General features: G+C 37.7%; 7 protein-coding genes and 1 pseudogene. 4 read left to right on the top strand and 4 right to left on the bottom strand.

Annotated elements, in window-relative coordinates:
- Positions 1–23: 23 nt before the first annotated feature.
- Complete coding sequence (locus AYT27_RS08815) at positions 24–6,050, top strand: autotransporter outer membrane beta-barrel domain-containing protein (protein WP_011181114.1); 6,027 nt, start codon at positions 24–26, stop codon at positions 6,048–6,050.
- 717 nt (positions 6,051–6,767) lie between these two features.
- Positions 6,768–9,829, top strand: a pseudogene (locus tag AYT27_RS06630) (autotransporter family protein).
- A gap of 1,778 nt (positions 9,830–11,607) precedes the next feature.
- On the opposite strand, the gene AYT27_RS06620 reads toward AYT27_RS06630, so the two are convergent.
- The 3 genes from AYT27_RS06620 to AYT27_RS06610 are packed head-to-tail and all read right to left on the bottom strand — an operon-like array spanning position 11,608 to position 14,374.
- The gene (locus tag AYT27_RS06620; RefSeq protein WP_011181111.1) at positions 11,608–12,579 is read right to left on the bottom strand and encodes a WD40 repeat domain-containing protein; all 972 of its coding nucleotides are present in this window, start codon (positions 12,577–12,579) and stop codon (positions 11,608–11,610) included.
- A gap of 10 nt (positions 12,580–12,589) precedes the next feature.
- Positions 12,590–13,618 carry a CobW family GTP-binding protein gene (locus AYT27_RS06615; protein ID WP_011181110.1) on the bottom strand — a complete coding sequence of 343 codons (1,029 nt, stop codon included), beginning with the start codon at positions 13,616–13,618 and terminating at the stop codon, positions 12,590–12,592.
- Positions 13,619–13,633: 15 nt separating this feature from the next.
- Positions 13,634–14,374, bottom strand: coding sequence for a creatininase family protein (locus AYT27_RS06610; RefSeq protein WP_011181109.1), 741 nt, complete (start codon positions 14,372–14,374; stop codon positions 13,634–13,636).
- 4,389 nt (positions 14,375–18,763) lie between these two features.
- Between AYT27_RS06610 and AYT27_RS09580 the strand changes: the two genes are divergently transcribed.
- A complete protein-coding gene (locus AYT27_RS09580; protein WP_263283914.1) occupies positions 18,764–18,898 on the top strand; it encodes a hypothetical protein in 135 nt (44 codons plus the stop codon).
- Positions 18,899–19,213: 315 nt separating this feature from the next.
- Here the strand turns inward: AYT27_RS09580 and AYT27_RS06590 are convergent, their stop codons facing one another.
- Positions 19,214–20,551, bottom strand: coding sequence for an NAD(P)H-dependent oxidoreductase (locus AYT27_RS06590; protein ID WP_011181108.1), 1,338 nt, complete (start codon positions 20,549–20,551; stop codon positions 19,214–19,216).
- A gap of 167 nt (positions 20,552–20,718) precedes the next feature.
- Here AYT27_RS06590 and AYT27_RS06585 point away from each other — a divergent pair, with 167 nt between their 5' ends.
- Positions 20,719–21,198 (top strand): MaoC family dehydratase, encoded by a 480-nt coding sequence (locus AYT27_RS06585; RefSeq protein WP_011181107.1) that lies wholly within the window; start codon positions 20,719–20,721, stop codon positions 21,196–21,198.
- Positions 21,199–21,219: the final 21 nt, after the last annotated feature.

Genomic DNA, 21,219 nt, shown 5'->3' with positions numbered 1-21,219 from the left:
TCTTAATTTAGAAAGTTGGATATATGATTAATGTATTGAAAAATCGTACCCGTTTGTGTGCTCTTACAACAAGCGTTTTTTTCTTTTTACAAGGTATGGATGTTTCTATGGGAGCTTCTGCCGGTGTAGGTGATTCTTTGATATCAAACCCTTTTGTAGTTTCTGCTGGTGAGGGATTCCCTTCCTATAGATGTGAGGTTGGGACTTTTGGGCAGATTGATAGAGGCCCTATTTATTGTGATGATGGTGAATTTCACAAAATGAAACGTGGTTCCATTACAGTGCCCGTATATGGTAGTGCTGCGGTAACTGCAATAGGAAAAATTGAATCATTACCAGCTTCTGCAGATCTTCAAGACGATGATATTGATAATACATTTCATAAAATTAAAGAGACAACTGTTGAATTGGATGCTGTATTGCTCAAAAGCAAAGGTTTGTCGTATAGCGATGAGTTAGTTACTTTTGAAAATGGTATATTTACTCATAAATTTAGTGACAGTGATGAATTGGTGGGTTTTGGGAGTGCTGTATATTCAGTGCTGGATGCCAAAGTTGATTTGAAACGATCGAATATTAGGGGGTTTATTGTTGGGCTTAATGCTGAATCGGAAGGGATTATTGTCATGAGAGGTGGGGAAGTCCGACGTTCTTTTTTAGGTGCTGAAGCTTCTGACGCATCGTTTGTTGTTTTGGATAAGGTGGCTATTAATGTGGATGGAATCGGTTTGTATAGTGATGGATCCGGAATAAATATGGTTTCTGGATCTCTTGTCTTTCCAGAAGAGGGAATAGGGGGCATATCGACGAATTATGGATCTATCACACTAAAAAATGTTAACATTCAGATTAAGAAAGCAGGTAATGTAGAAGTAGATTCTGTTCAAGATTCTGATAATGATGGGCCTAAAAGTGTTGGCTTTTTATTACATGAGGGATTTGTTTCTTTTGATGACGTAACTTTTAATGATTCCGATGCTGCTGTTTTGTATATTCTTGGTGGTCTCGATAATGTTGTTAGGCAGAGCGTTGAATATGCTTCTGTCTTGAGTGTTGAAGATGTCTCTTCAGTTGAAGTTGCAGATGTCTCTCTAGAAGATCTTTTAAGACCGGAGTATGTAGTTCGAAATAATAATTTTATCACCCCATATAGAAAGGGACAGCCTGCTGATAACAACGCTTTTGCTAGTGCTGTTTCCACTATGAGTGCTGTTTTAAATGAAATTTATGATGATAAGGGTGCCTTTCAAGCTACGCGTGCTTTCAAGGTTAGCGCTAGTATAAAATCTTCGAATATTACATTGAATGGTAAAGAATCTTATGGGATATATTTTAAAGGGAGAGAGAGAGACGAAGAAAAATTACTATCCTCGTCAGGGGCAAATGAAGCAGCACGTGTTGTTTTGTTGGAAGATACTAAACTCAATGTTCCAGATGGTCTGGCTATTTATGGTGATGAAGGTTCGAAAAGCTACATTATTTTAGGTAAAAAATCAAGGCTTTCCGGTAATTTATCGTTGAAAGCTGAGCCTAATTCTATAATGTCAGTTTTTGCTCATGATTCTACGATATTAGGTGGAGTTGTTACTGATGAACATGCTAATACTGAGCTTTTTTTATCAGGTAACTCAAGCTGGCATTTAATAAAAAGTAAAGATAAAGGTTGGAAATGTTCGGAGGCTGATAATTATATAGATTCATGTATTTCAGCTATATCGCTTGTAGATAGTTCTATTAAGTTCGTCTCTTCACAAAGTGATCAAGCTCATGCTGGAGGTTATCAAACGCTTCGTATTGGGGATGAAAGCACTTTGAGTTATGGAGTTTATAATAGTTTAGGAGGTTCTGCTATTTACTTAAACGCGCATGTGATTTCTGATGATTCAGGTCATACTCAAATGGTATCTGATAAGCTTTTGATTTATGGTTTTGTTTCTGGAGAAACTACAGTGCATGTGAATGATGTGGTTAGAAGAGGAGGAAATTCTAATACAGTCCGATTAGAGGAAACACAAAATAAGTCTCACAGTGTTTCAATGATTCAAGTTTATGGATTGGCAAGGGAGGATTCTTTTCAGTTGAGCAGTCCATATGTCACAATGCAAGGTTCACCTTATCAATATACCCTTCGTGCTTATAAAATGGAAAATTCGGAAAAAACCTTTGAGGGGGATTTGGAATCAGATGATACAGCAGAATGGTGGGATTTCCGTTTGGAAAGTAAAGTACAAGATGGAGATACATCTACATATCTTCTTTATATTCCTGGAAGTCCAATAAATGGAGTAGAAGAAGTAGCGTACACTGTGGTAGATGGTGATGATGATCTTTCGAAACCTTCTGTGTTGGGGAGATCTGAAATAGCTGAGGATTTGATAGGAGATCTTTCACTCGTTGTAGTTCCTTCTACTTTACCTGAGAGATCTGCGTCTGTAGCATCTGCCGAACTTGAAAGATCTGAAACAGAAGATGAGGTTTCTGTAATTTTAAATCCTTCCTCCGTTGAAACTTCTATTCCTCCTACTGTGTCTGGTAATTCTGCAGGACCTGTAAGAGGTGGTCAGTCTGCTCCAGTAGCGAGATCTGAATCAGACGGTGGAGTTACTGTAGTTCTTAGCCCTTCTTCTGTTGAAACTTCTACTCCTCCTGCTGTGTCTGATAATTCTGCAGGACCTGTAGGAGGTGAGCAGTCTGCTTCAGTAGCGAGATCTGAATCAGACGGTGGAGTTACTGTAGTTCTTAGCCCTTCTTCTGTTGAAACTTCTACTCCTCCTGCTGTGTCTGATAATTCTGCAGGACCTGTAGGAGGTGAGCAGTCTGCTTCAGTAGCGAGATCTGAATCAGACGGTGGAGTTACTGTAGTTCTTAGCCCTTCTTCTGTTGAAACTTCTACTCCTCCTGCTGTGTCTGATAATTCTGCAGGACCTGTAGGAGGTGAGCAGTCTGCTTCAGTAGCGAGATCTGAAGAATCTGCAGCTACGCCTTATACTGTTTTTACTGCGCTTCAGGGGACGACGGAGTCTAGACCAGTAGGACGTATTCTACTTTCTACACCTGTTAAATCTACTGTTGTTTCTACTGAATCTAGGGATCCTGCACCTATTATATCAGCTGCTGCCTCACCGCAACCTAGTGTCATGCAGTCTATTGTCACCTCGAAGCCTTCTGCTTCTGTTGACAGTGCTGGTAAAGAAAGTGTTTCTTCTCAGTGTAATGATAGGGGCAGAAATGGTGCGGAGACATTGCAAAATTCCTATTTGTGCAATGATGGTCAGACACATACAGTGACAGATCTTACACTGAAGGCAAGTGGTGCACTTCAGCATCCTATGCATGCTAAGAGTCAGAATACGATTATTAAGCTAGAGGGTGCCACAATTATGGGGGCAGCTGATAGTGAAAATAATGTTGATCTCACTAAATTGCAACTTGTAAGTACTGTGCTTGCAGAGGATGGTGCAGAGGTTGTTTTAGATAAAAAATCAACAGTTAAAAATTCTTCAATTGGGCTTGAGGCGCAAAAAGGTGGAAAGGTTAAAATGACTGATGGAACGGTTAATGCTCGTTATGTGGGTGTTTTGGCGGGTTCTGGATCATCTGTTAATTTAAGTAATACGAAAATTAACGTGACGGGGGATTTGGCTATAGCTGGTCTGGCTAGTAATGCTGGTGAGGCAACCATGAATACTGGGGTGATTACTTTGACAAGCGGAGTGGCAGTGAGGTCAGAATCGGGGGGTAATGTTAAGTTAGATAACGTTAAAATTACTGCAAAAAAAGGACAACAGGACCAACCAGATTCCGCCGAGACTTTTGGGCGTGCGGCTTTCTTGGTGAGTGATCGTGGCTCTGTTGAATTCACTAATGGTTATGTTAGTACTGATGCTAATGGTTTGTGGATGAGGGATAGTAATGATTCCGTTGAAAACAGTACTTCTGACACCGGTACTTCCAGGAGAAAAAGATCTTCTGATGTTCGTCCTTCTCTGAATCGTGCTCATATCGAGCTTTCTGATGTTAAAGTAGAAGGTGATAAATCCTATGGTATATACTTTGATGGGACGGGGCGAAAAGAAGGTAGTCAGCAGAATCGAAATCGGGTTCTAGAGGAGGCTGTTACAGAATTGTCTGGGACAGGAAGTACTATTGAGAAAGTTAGTGTTGTTAAACGAAGTACTGTATCTCAAAAGGAGAAAACACCTATAGACATAACAGGGGCAGTTTCATTGAAAAAAACTAGATTTGAAGTTATAAATGGTATAGCTATTTATGGTAATAATTCTGGTGGTCAGATCTCCTTAGAAGAAAATACAATTCTTTCTGGTGATTTGCTGTTGAGTGCTGAGAATAATTCTCATATATCGGTTTCGGTTGATGATTCTATTATTGAAGGGTGGGCTCGTATTGATAAAAGTTCTTATGCCAAATTAGACTTGATCAATAAATCAGAGTGGATTCTAAAAAGAAGTGTAAAGAGAAATTTTGCAACTCCAGACTCAGGGTGTATAGATTCGTGTGTTTCTTCTATAAGACTTGTAAATAGTACTATTGATTTTGTACCTTCGGAATCTGAAGATCTGTATCAGACTCTCCATATTGGAACTGGGAACGCCAAGGTTTATGAGGCGCATGGTGATGTTGCAATTTTTCTTAATGCGCGTTTAAACCCCAGAGATCCAAGTGATCAGCAAGTAACTGATAGGCTTGTGATTCATGGTGATGTTGAGGGAAAGACAAGACTACATATACGAGGTGTTTCGGATATTGTAGGAGAAGGTAAAGATAACAACCAGATTGCTCACAGCGTTTCAATTATTCAGGTTTATGGACAAGCGGAGAAAGATTCTTTCCAATTGGATGGTAATTATGTTGCATTAGCGAATTCACCTTACAAATATGTTCTTCGTTCTTACGGTCCACAGCTAACTGCAAAACAGGAGCATATTGAACAGAAATTTATAAAGGACGGCGGAGCGTTTTGGAATTTCCGTCTAGAAAATCAGTATGTTAAGCCTTCTGTTCCTACTGATGGACTTGTTCTCGATGAACGAGCGGATGGATTTGTTCTCCCTGAACGAGTTGTCAGGTCTGTTGTACCGCAAGTACCCACTTATCTTCTTTTGCCAAATAACTTATTCCATGTTGGTTTGATGGATATCGGTGATCAAAATAAGCAGTTGGAGACGTTGCGGATGAGTGCCGGTGGAATGTTAGAAGTTCATGAGAACCCTGCTTTGTTCTTGCGTGGTTATGGTGGTCATTACCGTTATGCCTCAGATCTGTCTGCACTTGAATATGGCTATGGGGGACATCTTCGTTATAACGCTGTTAAGGCTGGCATTTTGCTGAAAACGATCGAGAGTGCAGATAATGTGGTATCTTTTGGGGTGATGGGCTCTTATGGAAAACTTTCTCTACAACCTAAAAATGTTGAACACAGTGAGGAAAGTACCTTTGATAAATGGTCTATAACGGCATATAGCACTCTGCAGCATGATGCGGGCTTTTATGTAGATGGTCTTTTATCCTATGGTCTGTTCAAAGGAGATGTGGTTACTCTTGCCCGTGGTAAGACAGCAACATTAAAGAGCAAACCTCTCAGTGTTTCCTTGACAGGTGGTCAGTCATTTGCAACAGGATATGAAGGTTTTGTTGTTGATCCTCAAGTTCAGGTTGTTTATCAAAATCTCCAATTTGATAAGGCCCGTGATATCGATAATTTTGATGTTGAGATGGGAAAACTTGATCAGTGGGTAGCACGTGTTGGTGGACGTTTGAGCAAGTCTCCGACAGGATCTGAGGGAATAAGCGCTACTTCCTTCTATGGTAAGCTTTATCTTGTCCATGGATTTAGAAAAAAACAATCTGTGCATTTCAAAGATGCTTTCCAGTTAGGTGCTTTTGGTTCTTCCCTAGAAGCTGGATTAGGCTTTAATACTTGGTTGTCTCCAAAGTTTGCGCTTCACGGTGATGTTGTTTATCAGCAGAAGCTTACGAAGGCTGGTTTTTCAGGGGCGAGTTTTTCTGGAGGATTGCGTTATCAGTTCTAGGCTACGAGATAATATAGACAATATGTACTTTGATATGAGAGGCAGCACAATGTGCTGCCTCTTTGATTTATAAAACTTACGTTGATTTCTCAAAAGATCCTTACTTTTTTGATATTCACTAAAAAATCATAATATTTTTGTTTTGCGCGTGAAAGCAGCTAAAGACCGTATCATTTTCTTTTCATGCTTCAGTGAGTGAATTTTCTTAAAATTTTTGTGATCATGATACGATAAGCGCCCGATTTTATTCCGGGGGCTTTTGAATGGGGGAACTCCCGTGTGGATTTACAATATCCTTCCTTATACGGCTTTGATGTCTCTGCTCTATAGTTAGTAAAGCTAGGTTTTCTAAAGTTTGTTTTTTTACTGATTTTGGCACTCTTTTTCATTTCATATCTTTGGTCACTCTTTTGAGTTACACAACGATAGATTGTTTATATAATTAATTACACCTAATGATTTTATTTTTGCTTTACACGAAATACGGAATGTATTATACACCTATAGATTGCGTATATAAATTATTCTCTTATGGGTAGTTTTTGTGTTGCAGGGAGGTTTTGTGGGGAGTTTATTTGAATAACGCATTGCGTCAGTCAAATGAGCTGTAGATGCATCCTTTTGGTTTAGCCTTTTGAGTGTTGAGGGAGTAAGCGGGATGTTTTTAGGAGTGCTTTTATTTTCCAATGAGAGGGGAAGAAAAGTTTCGAGGGAATTATGATTAAAGTATTTAGAAATCATGTGTGTTTATGTACTGTCACAACCGCTATTCTTTCTTTCCTACAAATTGGAGGAGTGGTTATTGCAAATGCAGAGGAGAGAAGTGGTGGTATGTCTTATACTATCACTGTTACTCCTGTGTCTCCTGGTATCTCACCTAACACTTCTACTATTTTGGGGATGAGAATTGGTAGCCTTAATGGTCTGAGCGGTGATAACCTTAGCGGTATTGGAGGGGATGGCGGATCTGGTGGTAGAGATGCTAGTAGACATCTTAGTGGGAGTAACGCTGGACGTATTCTTAGTGGTTCTGGCGGTGATAGGGATGATGGTCAGTATGTTTACAAATATGACCGTGCTAAGGGAAAGCTTGTGATGTATAATGGGTTATATTATCTGTGCGATGGTTGTGGAGAGAGTACAATCGATAATAAATCTTATGAGATTACGAATGACAACGCTTCTCGATATCCCTCTAATACTGCTATAACGGTGAAAGGGAAAGGTGCAAAAGTGAAAGGGGAGAAAGTTAATGTTTTTAGTAAAAATTCAGAAAAATCTTTTACACGGGGGGTGTCTGTATCAGAGGGGGGAAAAGTTACTTTGAATAATTTGACTCTCAAGAATGCAAAGGTAGCTCTTCATGCTAGCGATGGGATGATTGAGGTGGATGGAGGGACTATTATTGAAAGTCAAATGGCTGTCCAAACAATAGGGGGAAAAACGCATGTTGTTTTAAACAACACAAAGATTGAAACAAATAGTGGAAAGGCAAGCCTTTATAGTTATGGCAGTGCAGAAATTAAGATGAATGGTGGATCAGTTGATTTCAAGGACAGTCATGGGGTTTCTTCAACGCTAAACGGCAAGATAGCTTTTGATAATGTTACTATCACTGGAAAGAGTAGTAAAGATAAAAGTCATGCGGTTTTTCTTATGGATTTTGGTGGTTCTGTTGATTTTAAGGGCGGCACTATTAATGTTATTGATATTCACGGCATTTTGTCAGAAAATACAGTTAGTATTGTTAATTCGATTCCACTGTATGAGAATTTGTCTGAGCGTGATCGTATGACTGAGGTTAATCTCACATCTTCTTCTGTTACAGTGGAGGGTGAAAGATCTTACGGTATATATTTTCGGGGGGAAAAGCCAGGGGAGGAATTTGAGAATAGAGGAAAGCTAGAAGAGGAAAAAACGCTACCCAGATTGGAAGCTATTAATTTGAGGCAGACAATGTTTTCTGCTCCAGACAGTGTGGCTCTTTATAGTACCGATAGTACTTATGGTGTTGTTAATTTAATGCAAAGTACCCTTTCAGGGCGTTCATTGTTAAGAGCTGAGAGGGGAGCTTTGGTGAAAGTTTTAGCCAGTGCCTCTACCCTTGAAGGGAGCACTCATGTTGATGATCGTTCTACTGCTGAGCTCTATTTGGGTGCTGGTTCGACATGGATTTTGAAACAAAAGCAAGAGAGGGATTCACGTGAATCTGCTCGTATAAATGATTCATTTGTTTCATTCGTAAGTCTTATAAATGATAGTTCTATTAAGTTTCACAAACTGAAATCTGCTCCAACTTACGATTATCAAACGCTGCACATTGGAAATGGGACAGGTACCGTTTATAAAGCGCATGATGGTGCACATATTTATTTGAACACATATCTGAATGAGGGGGGAGACCTTAACAAGCAAAAGACTGACCGTGTTTTGATATATGGTGATGTTTCTGGAACAACGACAGTCCATGTGCGCAGTATGCCAGAAAGTCCAGGAGAACCTACGGGGAGTGGTGGAAATAACCAAGGGATTTCACTCATTCAGGTTTCTGGAAAGGCAGAAAAAGATTCTTTTCAGTTAGATGGCGGTTACGTTACGGTAGGGCATTCACCTTATCAGTATACGCTCTATGCTTATGGGCCAGAATCTGATTTAGGGAAGGCACATCCCAATCAAAGATTAGTTAAAGGTGAAGAAGCGTTTTGGGATTTTCGCCTCGAAAATAGATATACTAAGCCATCTCCTGAACCTGAGCCAGAACCGGGACCTCGTCCAGAGCCAACTCCGCCACCTCGTCCTGATCCGGGAGTTAAAGCGGTTGTACCACAAGTTCCCACATATCTGCTTTTGCCCAATGCCTTGTTTCATAGTGGTTTGATGCATGTTGGCAATCAAGCTAAGCGGTTAGAAGCTTTACGCACTGTTTCTGGTGGTTTCTTGCAAAGTGAGGAAAAGCCTGCCTTTTTTGTGCGCGGTTATGGGAGTGATTACCGTTATACCTCCAATCTTTCTGTGCTGGAATATGGTTATGGGGGCGAGCTTAGCTATAATGCAGTCGAAGCGGGTGTTTTACTGAAAACAATTGAAGGTGAATATAGTAACACCTCTTTTGGGGTTATAGGGACTTATGAGAGACTTTCTTTGCAACCTTTAGAGGTTGAACAAAGCGCCAAAAAAGTGCCTTTGATAAATGGTCAGTGACAGCTTATGGCGGTTTGCAGTGTGATACGGATTTTTATTTGGATGGTCTTTTATCCTATGGTTTGTTTAAGGGTGATGTGGTCACTCTTGCACGTGGCAAGACGACAACATTAAAGGGAAAACCTCTCAGTGCTTCAGTGACTGCTGGTAAAGCTTTTATGGTAGGAGAGGAAGGTTTTGTTCTTGATCCGCAGGTTCAGGCTATTTATCAGCATATTCAGTTTGATAAGGCTCGTGATATTGACGATTTTGAGATTGAATTGGGGAAATTGGATCAATGGACGATGCGTGTTGGTGGACGTTTAACAAAGACCTTTTCTGCAACCGATGAGCCACGTGTTGTTTCCTTGTATGGCAAGCTGCATCTTGCGCATAGTTTTGGAAAAAAGCAATCTGTGCATTTCAAAGATGCTTTCCAGTTGGGTGCTTTTGGTTCTTTTGTAGAAACTGGATTAGGTTTTAATGCTCGGTTGTCTTCAAACTTTACTCTTCACGGTGATCTGAGTTATCAGCAGAAGCTTACGAAGGCTGGTTTTTCTGGAACCAGTTTTTCGGGTGGAATGCGCTATCAGTTCTAGAATACAAGACAATCTGTATTTTGATATAGAAGGCAGCACAGTGTGATGCTTTATAATTTTTTTCTCTGTTGCTTTCTCTAAAGGGTTTTCCGTTTATTAATAATAAAACGCACACTCTGTGATTTCTTTGGTTTATGATTGAAAACGCCGATTAATTGGATGATTCTTTTGTATATTATAGTAGACTTTTAAAAGATTTTTGGTGTTTGTAATAGGGCATGGGATTGCCAATTCCATTGGGGTTTTGCCACATCTTACAAGATTGTATGCGTGATGTTCATAGTGTAATGTTGTAAAAGATTGTTTGTTTTGATATTTTTTCTGTCAAGATAAGTGATCAGAACTTCTTCTTAGGGAGCGCTTTTCCTGTTATTTTTTGTCTTTCTCTTTACCAGTTTTGGTGTAGGTCATAAGTTTTCGTTGTAAGCTTATTATTTATTGGTCTATTTTAATTTTTCCTTTATATAAAAAACAAAATGTGTTAACTTTTATAGACAGTCAATGCGTCATTTTACTTTCTTCTTTTATAAAATATTTCTTTGCATCTTTATTAAGAAATACCGATACTTTAAGGAAAGGAGAGGGGCGTTTGAGATAAAATAGTGACGAAGATATTTTAAAAATGTGCTTTACTATATTTCTAAAGTTATAATTTTTTTGTACATTATAGGTGCCAATGCACCTTTTGAAAAAGGGAGATCTCTACACAATTATCCTCATTACTACGGTAGCGTAAGAAGATATTAGGGCGATGCCTTTAGCGGGCAGGAGTGCTTCTTAAGTTTTTTAATAGGCTCACGCTCATTACACAAAGCAAACACGCCATTGTGGTGCACATTCACGCCCTTGTTTTTAAAGAGACATCCGTCAGTGCACAAAAGCCTCTTTTACAATGGCGTTCGTGAAGGGTGTAACGGTAAAGCCATTGTGCACTTCTTTCTTTACTCTTATGAAGGTGCAAGTTGGCACCCTCATTCTCCCAGCTCAAAATGTTGCAACAGCCTTTGCATTGAGACGGTTCATGAGAAGCGTTTTTACTCCTTTCTTGAGGTGTTTTTTTATCCATACGCTCATCCTCGCTTTTGATGTACAAGTGAAGGGTTTTGAGTGATTCACTATAAGAGGGATTGAGATGAGAGAATCTTACGATATTTGGGGCTCTCATTCAAGTTGCAAAAAGATGATTTATCATTATAAATCAATGTTTTATCATTCTCAATGAGAATGCAGAAAAGAGAAAGAGGGAATAATTAGAAAGCTTAAAAAAGTAGATGCTAGAGTTTTTTATAAAACAAGAATTATGTTTAAAATAGCATTTTGTTGGTTCGAGAGCTTTTTGCGAAAACGGTTTTACGCCGTTTTTGATTCAGTTTTTTCAAGTATGATCAGATTTTTTTTAAACCACTAAAAAAATTTAAGAAACAATTTTGAATTTCATTCTTCTGATATTTTGCGTATGGATATTACCAATGGTAAGGGTAAGACGTTTTTTTCGGAAGTTTTAAGGAGAAGTGCTTTTTATGAAGGTTTGTAGCATGCCACAGGTTTGTATAGGGTTGTGATGTTATTTTATGGTCTTTTGAAGGGGGATTCTTTCATCTAGGTAGAGGGCAAAACAGCACTGTTAAAAGGTCAATAGCTTAGACACTTTAAAGGTTTTTTCTTTTTTGAGGTGTTTGATTTTTTTTGAGAGAAGAAGGAGGTTTTTCTGTTTCATCATCTTTGGAGGATTGAGTGATCATTTTTATCTGCGACGATTGTTATTGCTAATGCTTTTCTTAAGCTGTGATGTTTATAATACCACATTCACCATTTTCACTCCCAAAGGCTAGGTTGTGTCCTTTTTGATCCCAATTTAGCGCTGAGATAGCGCTTTTTCCATAACCTTTTAGAAGGGCTTCTTTTCCATCGCGAAAATGTGCGCACAAAATCATTCCATCATTGAAGCCTATTGCTACAATTTCTTCGCTTGGGTGGCATGCGACGCTGCTGACAAGTACATTTGATCGTGTGCCAAGTTCCAATGGTGCTTTCCCCATGGGGCCATCTTTTGTATGAAATGGCCACACAATTGCTGCTGATGCACCTGATGTTGCTAACCATTTTCCTTTTTGGCTCCAGGACCAACTTTTGACTTTGCTTGGGTAGCCACTCATGCGTAAATGCTGATGATCTGTGAGACGCCAACCATGGAGAGCGTTCTCTTGCATAGTAGAAATGACATAGCGGTTGTCTGGTGAAAAAGTGACACCACAATGCGCTCCTTTCCATACTAATGTGGTGGGAGATGTTTGCGTTGATAACCAATGCAAGGTAACACCATTGTAATGAGCAACGGCAAGTCGTAAACCTTTGCGAGCGAAAGCAAGACCTTCTACACTACGTTCATGAACAAGCTCTTGGAATCCTTGGTTGGTGTTTGCCCATGCTATGCGTGAAGAGGCAAAGGCACAAACTTTTTGTGGTCCGAAAGCCACATTGCTTATCCATTTGCGTTCTTGTTTGCTTAGCACTTGTGTATGACCATCTGCTGTTGTTTGGCAAACTTTTCCATCTTCTCCACCTGTAATGAGAGCAGTGTTATCATAAGAAAAATGGCTAGAAATTATTCCTCGGTGAATTTCAATGGTTTGGGGAGGAGAGTTAAAAAAAACAATAAAACCTTCAACTGAAACGAAAACAGGTTTGTTGTCCATAAAACCGCAGGAAAGGCAATAACTTTGGAGATCGTAATTGGTAATGCTTGGCATTGTTACTCCCTTATGCACAATTTTCAAAACCAGTCTTAAGCTGTTTAGCATCAAGAGTGCGGCCAATAAAAACAAGTCGGCTTTCACGTTTTTCATCTTCACGCCATGGACGTTGGTGTTGTCCTTCCAGGATCATGTGTATGCCTTGAATAACATAACGATCATCATCTCCTTGAAAGGCGATAATCCCCTTTAAACGCAAAATATCAGGACCTTTTTGCTGAGTAATTTGTTGGATCCATGGAAAAAACTTTTCTGGTTGAAGGGCACCTGTTTTTAAACTTACAGAAGTTATCGTAATATCATGAAGGACAGATGTATGATGATGTGTATGATCATGATTGCAATCGGGACCACATACATGGTCGAAATGCTGGTGATCAAGAAAATGGTGATCATTCTCTAAAACACGTTGGAGGTCAAATGAACCACGATCGAGGAGTTTATCAAGAGGGATGTTCGTACGCTCTGTTGCATAAATCACAGCTCGTGGATTAATTGCCAGAATGAGTGATTCAGCCTGTGCACGTTCTTTTACACTTACAAGATCAATCTTATTTAAAAGAATGATATCAGCGAAGGCAATTTGCTCTTCAGCTTCTCGGCTTTTTTTAAGTTGGAGTGAAAGATGCTTTGCATCAACGACTGCTATGACACTGTCGAGAGCTGTTTTTGTATTCACCGTATCATCCATAAAAAAAGTTTGTGCAACAGGAACCGGATCAGCAAGCCCTGTTGTTTCTATAATGATAGCATCAAATCGGTGAGAGCGTCGCATCAGACTTTCTAGAATGCGAATAAGATCGCCGCGTACGGTACAGCAAACACAGCCATTATTCATTTCATAAATTTCTTCATCTGATTCAACGATAAGGTCATTATCAATGCCAATTTCACCAAATTCATTGACAATGACTGCATAACGTTTGCCGTGGTTTTCACTGAGAATGCGATTGAGAAGAGTGGTTTTTCCTGAGCCAAGATATCCTGTAAGAACTGTAACAGGAAGTTTATTGGGCGTATTTTGCGTCTTTTCCATGGTTGCGCCTTTTTATTATAATGCGTCTATTTTAAATCGATTAATATCATCAAGTAAACCACGAAGCCCACCAAGAACATGAGAAAAAATGGCTTTTCCTGCTTGTGATGTTGCTTCACGTGCCTTGCCTGCTGCTCCCTGTAGGTTAAGATCACGCATTGTCCATCCAAAGGCATGGGGACCATAAGCGCGTAAATACTGATAATTGGCAATCATATCAGCTTGCTTATTATAAAAATTTTTGGCCTTTTCCATATGCACTTTTTCTGGTGCTAAATAGAGCATTAAGGAGGTTTCAATAAACCCTCCATGGATATCAAGATGGTGTTGAGACGGATGCATTAAACCGTGCGGCAGCCCAAAACGTGTCCAGCTTGTCGCTACCGCTAGCATGGAAAAACGCTTTCGTAATTCGGTGATCACAATGCTCATTAAAGGTGAATTGCCTCCATGAGCGTTGAGAAGAAGAAAACGCTTGATACCTTTACGATAGCAGTCCTCACCAATGTTTATCCATCGTTCGATAGCCTCAGAAAAGGTGAGTGTTTGGGTGCCAGAGACATCCATATGTTCTATCGAATAGCCGATCTTTTCAACCGGTAAGAGCGCGATATGAAATTGCTTTTTCGTCTTTACAGTAAGCGCTTTTGCAAAAGCTTCTGCAATAATCCAGTCGGTTTCAAAGGGGAGATGATCTCCGTGATATTCATGTGCGCCCAAGGGTAAAAGAGCAAGGAAAGGTATATCAGATATCATGAATTTATTGCACAAAAAAGTCAAAAGATGCTGAATGGATAAAGATGGTGGAGTCCCCTTTATCGATTTTAATCTATATGACAGAGAAACGCAAATAAAAGCATTTTCACATCAAATATCTATGCGATAGACTAGGGAGGAAATATCTATGTAATGGATAAGGAAAGCTTTGTCAAAAAGAGTGGAAACATTCTTTAAAAAAATCACTTCAATTTTTGATATAATTTGAAATATTCAAAGAGTAGCTGTTTTTGTGAGACTTTTTGAATGAATGCTTTTGTTTTTGTAAAGTGAGCATTCAAGGTTACTAAAAATACTCTAGATTATAGCTTAAAAAATAAATTTTTCTCATTTGTCTCTTAAAAACTCAAGTTTAGATGAAAGTGCAAATATTTTTCTTTTTGTTCTATGGAGAGAATACTTAAAGTATTTTTGTTGAAGTATTTGAAGAAAAGAAGCAGATTGCTGCAAAGACTAGGGTGATACAGATTTTGTTTTTAATCAAGGTTCCTGTTCCCTTTACTAAGGCAATTGTATAAATGTGACAAAAGGATAGAAAGGTTTGTTGAGCAATTTTACTTTTGCCAATTTTATGTAGTGTATTAACAGATTTTGGTGTTTGTGAGGAAAAATGATTGTAAGGTAATGCATAGAACCTTTATCAGATGGAGTCGCGTAATTGGAGAGAGCTTGATGTGCTCATAACGCGATGAGGAGCAAACACCTTTGAACAGCTGATACAATGATTAAAATGGGGTTTAAGATGGGGACTAAAAGCATAGATGTTTTGCATTATTGTATGGTGCAATTTTTGCATATTCACGTGCTTGCTTTAGAAATATTTGTTAGTGCACAAAAGCCACTTTCACGACAGAGTCCGTGAAGGATATAATGGTAAATTATTGGGTATCTCCATCTTTAAGCTTATTAAGCGTGCGAGATGATAACATCATTCTTTTCGTCAATTCAAAATGTTGCCGAAAATCCTTGCTATTTGAGACACTTCATAAGGGACATTTTTACTTCTTTCTTGGAGAGTCTTTACCTACACGCGAACCACGCTTGTGATATGCAAATGAAGGATTTTGAGTGATTTACTATGAGAGAAGGTTAAATGAAAGAACCTTACAATAGTTTGAATTTTTATTCAAGTTAAAAAAACGATAAATTATCTTTATAAATCAATATCTTGTTTCCATTTTGATAACAGGTTGATCGGGGGATGTTACGAAGAATGATACGCTTTATTTGAAAGTGAGGGAGATTTTTCATTTTAGGTGATATTACACTTACCAAAATTAGTAAAATGTAAAGGATAAAAAAATGATGAAGAAACGCAAGCATAGTATACTTCTTTTATCTATAACAATCTCTTTTGTGTCATCATAAGGAAGATCGTCTTTTTAAGATTGAACAAAAAGAGTGAAGTATTGAGTTTTTTGATTTGCGTTTGAAAGTGCTTAATAATCTATTATTCTCTCTTATGCTGAAATGAATTTTCTCAAAGTTTTTAGTGATGATTCTTTGGTAGAGATGAGTGATAGTGCTTAATTTGAGCTTGTAGTCTTTTAATAAAATAATTGTGTGTTTTCTATCTATACGCAATGATTTTCAATATCGTTTTTCATAGTGAGCTGATATTTCAACGAGATTACTTAAGAGGAACCTTCAAAACGCAGTTTCCTGTTAGCTTCTTCTAGCACTTCTCCTTCATGTTTTTTATTTTGGAAATTGTAATTATGTCTTCATATTGCATACATAATGTATTTCCTTATGAAAGGGCATCTTTTGTGCACTATATCACATTGTATTTTGTGTATTGAAATAACTTTTTAAAGACGATTTTAGTTTTTATAAACGTGAATAGTCTTGCACTTTTTCGGTGAAGAAAAAGAGGAGCAAAAGAAGCTATGTTTAAAGTATTTAAAAATCATTTGTTTTTGTATATTTTTACAGCATTTATTCTTTTTTAACTGTAGAGATTCATGCAAAGATTGTGAAAGAGCTCTTTCTAAAGGAAATGTTTAGTATCGCTCCATGGGAAAATAGAGCTACTGAAATAATCGATATGCTTATGATCTGCACTATTGAAGAGAAGGAGGGCTTAACTTTTGTGAAAGTTAAGCAAAAAATTTCTTTTCAGCATTTTGGGGGATTATCTCATTTTTTATGATGCTCTTTTTTTCAGTTGCAAGCCGTTTGCCTAGCACTTTAATGTTTCTCATGGTGTTATTATAAATCTGATTAATCTCCTTATTTTATTGGTAAATTTTGTTATTTTTGAAAGCCAATCTCTTAAGCGGTTTATGTTATATCAAGTAAGAGTATTTGGCTGGATGACCTTACTGAAGTTATTACAGGATGTTTGTTCGATATGTATCGATGAAAGTTTAAAACCATTCAGTTGATGTCTTTTTTGTTTGAAAATAGAGATCTTGATTTTTCTTTTATAGTTTATTGCTGTTTTGCGGAAGAATAGTAGGCCATTGTTGATGTTTTTCATGGATATGGATTTGCTTTAGTGTGATGGTCTTTACTTGCTAGCAATTTCATTTCTCAGTTTTGACTATGAGTGATAGAATTAAAAACTCACTAAGCAGCATTCCAGTTTATGCTGATGAAATAACAGACAAGTGAAATAGCAGAAAAGCGCTATTATTATATTGACAGTTTTTAATATTATACTGCTTTTGTATTTAAAAAAATTGTAAGATAAGTCTTAATTCATTTCTTAAGCTGTCTTCCACGCCACATTACTTCCTTTTGTAATGTGTAAGCCAACAAATTTTTTTATAAATTTAAATCAGAGAGGTTAAAATGAGAAAAACTTTCTGTATTGTCTGATTTAATTGAATATGAAGAATGCTTAATGAGATTTGTAAGTCAATTTATGATTTTCTAAAAGGAATAGATTCTTTTGATATTAAGGAAAAGAGGAAAATTATGTTGTTCTTTAATTCTTCATTTGCATTTAAAATCGTTTGATAAGTGTATCATTACTTCTTGTGATAAAAGAGAGCTTTGTAAAGCTTTCTCTGATGTTAATGCGCTACAGATTAGCAATAGAATTTAATTTTTTTAGGTATGATTCTTAGTAATGTATGCTTAAATCTATAATAACGCATTTGGTTTATGATTAACTTTTTTACCAATATTATTATCTATGATAATGTGAATTTCATATAAGCTGTCTTACAGTACTCTTTAAAGCAAGACTCTTTCTGATGCATGTGTTAATTATTTGTAATTTCTATCATTGATGAATAAATTTTTTTTGAAAATTTTAATTATTTTATTTTTTATGTCTTTACATATAATACATTATGTATTATATTTATAACATAACATATCAAATTGTGTTATACATTAAAAGTAAATGATTAAATGCAAATTCTGTTTTTATATATTTGAATAGTTTTCACTTTTTCAGTGAAGAAAAAGAGGAGCAAAAGAAAGCTATGTTCGGAATATTTAAAAATTGTATATGTTCATGTTTTTATACAGTTTTTATTCTTTTTGCACAAACTGTGGGAAGTAATGCGCATATTCAAGAAAGAGGGGTTTTTGTTGCATTAGAAAAAAATACAGGTATGAGGACGTTAGATGTGCCTGTTTAGGGGATACTAGGGGACGTGAAAAATAAGACTAATTCGCTTTTAGGAAAGTTGAGAAAGTTTCTTTATTTAATATACTTTGGGGTGGTATTGGTCTTGTTTCATTGTTTGCTTCTTTGGTTACGGGAAATGTAGCATGGTATTGTGGTATCTATTATGGTTTTGTCCTGTTAAATTTGGTAGGAGATCTCCCTCTTTCGTTTGTTTGTGCATTCCGTCTATCATTTTATTATATTTGAAGGACCAATATCTAAAGTAGTTATGCTGAATCCTATTAAGGGGAGGAGATGTTGGTTGAGATTATTGAAAACAATATGAGACGTTTTCTTGATATGTCTCAGTGAATTCTAGTAATACTTTTCCTAAAAGGTAAGTTCCTGTGCCTTCTTTTAAAGCTTTTAGCTCTTTAAAAAGCTTTTTACTGTTTTTTCGTAATTGAAAGATAGTAAAAGGTGCAAATATTCTTCTCTTTTCACGGTTTCTTTTAAAGTTTAGCTTTATGGCTTGCAAAAGCATCGAGGGTACTGTTTAAAATCCTAGAAATTGTGCAGTTTCTCACAGCTTTCTTTGTGGTATTCTTTTAAGGCAATTATGGACGTCATGAAAAAGAATGCGCCATTGAATTGTTCAGACAAGATATTGATTTATAATGATAATTAATCTTTTTGCAATTTGAATGAGAGCACCGAATATCGTAAGATTCTCTCATTTCAAATTTTTTTATAGTGAATCAATCAAAATTATTCGTTTACACGTCACAAGCGGGGTTTGGTGTGTGGATGGATACAAAGGTTTAAAGAAAGAAGTAAAAATGCTTCTCATGAACCGTCTCAATGCAATGGTTGTTGTAATATTTGGAATTGGCAAAGAGAATGATGGTGCAGGCTTGGACTTTTATGACTTTTCTTAAGAGAACTATTTTATTTTGCTTTCAATCTTATTCTTTTGGTGACAACTGTGAAGAATATAAAGCGGGAACTTTTGGGTAGCCCACCTTTGCGCTTATGAAGTTACGTGAGCATCTTTCCAATGTGTCTGTTTGTTCTTGTCTTGAGACGGTCTGTAAGGGATGTCTTGAGTTCTTTTGCAAATAGTTTTATCATTTTGAACCAGAGGGATCAAATGGCAAAGATTTTTGCTCTTTGATGTTCTGATTTCAAGAGGAAAAATGATGAATTGTTCTTATCAGTCAATGTTTTGATTTATAAAGATAAGAAGATTTTGCTTATGCATGAGAGGGGAGAGAGGAGGCATTAAGCAAGAGGTCTTGTTTGGTGCGAAGACGTGCAATCCACTGATCTTCGCGAATAGCGGTATTATGCACCGTAATAAGTTCATTCTTTTTAATTTCAGCTGTAACTGTTGCATTTTCCAGTAGTCCACAAGGAATGGCTTGGTGCATGCGCGCTTCTGCAATATTCATTATCCAAGCACGATAACTATAAAGACCAATAAAGTCTAACTGATCACCAGGATACAAATCTTTCTTAGCAACGGCACAGACTTCCACTACAGGGTGGTTTAGTGGTGCCATATCTTTTTTACCATAAAGCATAATGCGTGCACAGGTGAGGGGAACTTCCATTGCTGTTAGATGATAAGGGCGATGAAAGGTAAAGTAAGGTCCCTGACCCATTTTTAAATCTTCCATACGTTCCCGTAGACGTGGGTGTGCTATTTCTGCAATGACAAAAACACCTGGGGAAACCCCTGGACCTATTGAATAATCCACAACGCCACATTGCTCTAAAATACCACCATCCTGTTTAGGAATAAGTATTTTGTTTAAATCTTTTAGCGCCGCTTGTGGGCCATGCATTCCTGGGCAATCAGGGAGAAGCCCCGTTGCATTTGCAATAGCTGCCATTTCAACCATCGTTTTGGAACCATCAATAAATTCAACCAACATACGCACATTCATGTTACGTCGTAGTGCTTCTTCTTCATAAGTATCAGGTGTGGCATCGAAGATAAGTGGATTGTTTTTGCCTTTTCCAGCTGCAACAATCTTATGTCCAAGGGCTGAAACAAATTCAATAAGTTCCATGCAAGAGGTAGGTTCATCACCAGCACCAAGTGTATAAATAAGACCTTGTTTTTCTGCTTCATGTTTTAGATAAGCACCAATGGTAACATCGGCTTCAACATTCATCATGACAAGGTTTTTGTTGTTTTCAAGCGCTTTAAAGCCAATTTCTGCTCCCGCTTCAGGATAGCCTGTTGCATCAACGATAATATCAATTTGCTCATGGCGTAAAACAAGATCAATATCATTTGTGGCTGCAATCAAACCTTTTTCGATAGTTCGGGTTAGAGCACTGGCATTTTCAACTTCACGCACATGTCCCTCTTCGCCATAGGCTAATCTAGCAGCATCAAAAATACGCGAGGGTGTTCGGGTAGCAACGGCTGCAACCGTTATGCCATCCATATGTGCAATGCTTGAGAGCAAATCTGTTCCCATTTCACCACACCCAATCAATCCAATACGGATGGGAGGGTGGTTTTCTGCACGCTGCTTTAAATCATGCGCCAAACCTGTTAGGCTCACATTGCTTGCCATTATTTTTTCCCATTTGAAAATTACTTTGCTAAAGAAGAGTTTTCTTATTCATAAGCCCCATTTTCTTTTAAGACAGTTCATCTTTTATTCTTGATGCTCTAATCAATGGGTTTTATAAAAGCAAGAGGTTTGGGGTAGTTTTACCAAATAAAACAGGAAAAGGCGTTATGCAACAAAAAATAGCAGTACAAGATGTAGCTAATTTTATTGGGAAAGAAATAGGATTATCGCGGTGGCGTCTTGTTACGCAGGATATGATTAATCAATTTGCATGCGCAACAGATGATCATCAATGGATCCACGTAGATGAGGAAAAGGCTAAAAAAACGCATTTCGGTGGCACTATTGCTCATGGGTTTTTAACATTATCACTTTTGTCTACGCTAGCTTATGAGGCACTACCGGAGTTGGAAGGTACAACAATGGGCATTAATTATGGTTTTGATAAAGTACGCTTTATGAGTCCCGTTAAAACAGGCACAAGGGTACGTGCGCGTTTTGTTTTAAATGATGCCGAGATTCGTCCTTCTGGACGGGTGGTTTTTCATTATGGAGCTACGATGGAAATTGAACAATTAAAAAAACCAGCTCTTACTGCCCAGTGGCTTGTGGTTGCTATGGTTGGAGAGAAGTACATAAATTCTTAAATTGTTTTAATGTTGTGTTTT

The organism is Bartonella henselae str. Houston-1, from assembly GCF_000046705.1.
GTDB classification, from domain to species: Bacteria; Pseudomonadota; Alphaproteobacteria; order Rhizobiales; family Rhizobiaceae; genus Bartonella; species Bartonella henselae.
This window is presented reverse-complemented; position numbering and strand designations above follow the sequence as displayed.

Bases quoted from the DNA above. Each gene is read 5' to 3' on its own strand.
- AYT27_RS08815 (WP_011181114.1), top strand. From the start codon at position 24: ATGATTAATGTATTGAAAAATCGTACCCGTTTGTGTGCTCTTACAACA.
- AYT27_RS06620 (WP_011181111.1), bottom strand. From the start codon at position 12,579: ATGCCAAGCATTACCAATTACGATCTCCAAAGTTATTGCCTTTCCTGC.
- AYT27_RS06615 (WP_011181110.1), bottom strand. From the start codon at position 13,618: ATGGAAAAGACGCAAAATACGCCCAATAAACTTCCTGTTACAGTTCTT.
- AYT27_RS06610 (WP_011181109.1), bottom strand. From the start codon at position 14,374: ATGATATCTGATATACCTTTCCTTGCTCTTTTACCCTTGGGCGCACAT.
- AYT27_RS06590 (WP_011181108.1), bottom strand. From the start codon at position 20,551: ATGGCAAGCAATGTGAGCCTAACAGGTTTGGCGCATGATTTAAAGCAG.
- AYT27_RS06585 (WP_011181107.1), top strand. From the start codon at position 20,719: ATGCAACAAAAAATAGCAGTACAAGATGTAGCTAATTTTATTGGGAAA.